Genomic DNA, 1,837 nt, shown 5'->3' with positions numbered 1-1,837 from the left:
ACTTTACCCTACTCCTCGGGTCTTTGCTGCAGCTCAGGGATCCCTTTGGAGCGAGGCTGGGAGGAGATGGGCTTCTTGAGCTTGGGCGGAGAGGAGCTGGGCGAGTTGGGTGGCTCTGGAGGCTTTTCCGGCAGCAGCGGTAGGTTGAGAATCAGCTCATACATGCGCAGGTATTCCAGCGCTGAGCGGTGCCAACTGAAATCACTGGCCATGCCCCGCTTCTGCAGCGCTTGCCAGGTTTCTTTGTGCTGGAAGGCTTCCCAAGCCCGCGCCAGACAGGTGTAAAAGTCCAGGGCTTCGTAGCGGTCAAAGCAGTAGCCGGTGCCGATCCCCTTGCTGGGGATGTGGTGGCTGACCGTATCCACCAGCCCCCCCGTGCGGCGGACGATGGGCACACACCCATAGCGCATGGCGATCATTTGGCTGATGCCACAAGGTTCAAAGCGGCTGGGCATCAAAAACGCATCTGCCCCCCCGTAGATCAACTGGGCCAGCTTGGGTTGGTAGCCTTTTTGGTAGGCCATTTTGCCCGGGTGCCGCTCGGCCATCTCCCGGATCCGCCCTTCGTAGTAGGCTTCGCCGCTGCCTCCCAGCAAAACAAATTGCGCGTCGCTGTAGGCCAAAAAGCGATCCAAGGCTTGGATGAGCAAGTCGATCCCTTTTTGCTCCACCAAACGGGCCACCATGCCCATCAGGAAGGTATCTGGGTTAACGGTCAAGCCCAACTTGGCCTGTAGCGTGGCTTTGTTGGTCGCCCGCCCGCTGAGATCATCGATGCTGAAATTGGCCTCTAGGTCTGGGTCGGTGCGGGGATCAAACCTATCGATGTCGATCCCATTCAAAATTCCTCGCAACCGTTCCCCTTTCCAGGCCAACAAGTCCTGCAGTCCTTCCCCATGCAGAGGGGTGCGAATTTCCATCGCATAGGTGGGCGAGACGGTGTTCACTTGGTCGGCGTAGAGGATCCCGGCAGCCATGGTGTTGTGGGCAGAAAAATACCAGGGCAGCCAGGTCATGCGCTCCAGTTGCCAGCGCCAGGGCCCTTGGTAGGCCAGGTTGTGGATGGTGAACACCGTGCCAATATCGGGAGCTTGGTGCATCCAGGCCGGGATCATGCCGGTGTGCCAATCGTGGCAGTGGATGATGTTGGGTTTCCAGGGGTAGTAAGTCCAGGCAAATTCGGCTACGGCGTTGGCAAAAAAGGTGAAGCGCCAGAACTCGTCCTCGCCGTAGTAGATGCGGTGGGGAGCAAAGCAGTAGTGGCTGACCAAGTAGAGGGGCACATCGGTGCCGGGCAAAACGCTTTCGTAAATATCGGCCACCTGACCCATGACCTGTTTAGACCAGATGGGATCTTTCGAGCGGGGGTATTGCCCCGGTTCCTGGCCGAACTTGTCCCAGAGAAAGCCATACAGAGGCATGATGATGCGGACATCCTGCCCCAGCTTGCGCAAAACGACAGGCAGGGATCCCACCACATCCGCCATGCCCCCCACCTTGGCCAGAGGTGCTGCCTCTGCCGCTGCGAACAAAATCCTGGCTTGAACCACGCTGCCCTCCCTGGTGTTGTGGGCTCCGCTCCGCCGCCGCGAACGGATCCCGGCTCAGTTGCCCTCAGCCAAAACCCTTCCCATCCTAAAACACAAGGGATCCCTGCGCCGGATGAGCTGATGCAGCGCCTCATCTTGAGGTTATGTTGCAACTTATTGATTTTTCGTAAGATGGAAGGACAGTGCTGCTCAGAACTGTTGTGGGCGCTGCTGTATTGCACTTTATTCGTCGTCATTGTTCTGGAGAGACGTCCTATGACCATAGCGGTAGGGCGCGTGCGTCAGGA

Annotated in this window: 2 protein-coding genes; one reads left to right on the top strand and one right to left on the bottom strand. The window is 58.2% G+C overall.

The window, feature by feature from the left end; genetic code table 11:
* Nucleotides 1-8 precede the first annotated feature (8 nt).
* Entirely contained in the window at nucleotides 9-1,550 is a 1,542-nt protein-coding gene (gene glgA / locus NW856_RS04780) for a glycogen synthase GlgA (protein ID WP_414399358.1), read from the bottom strand.
* 18 nt (nucleotides 1,551-1,568) lie between these two features.
* Between glgA and NW856_RS04775 the strand changes: the two genes are divergently transcribed.
* On the top strand, nucleotides 1,569-1,837 hold a 269-nt coding region (locus NW856_RS04775), incomplete at its 3' end, for a hypothetical protein (RefSeq protein WP_414399357.1).

Source organism: Synechococcus sp. R3-13, from assembly GCF_047462195.1.
In the GTDB taxonomy this organism is placed as follows: Bacteria; Cyanobacteriota; Cyanobacteriia; order Thermostichales; family Thermostichaceae; genus Thermostichus.
The sequence above is the reverse complement of the archived record's forward strand: the minus strand, read 5'-3'. Positions and strand labels throughout refer to the sequence as shown.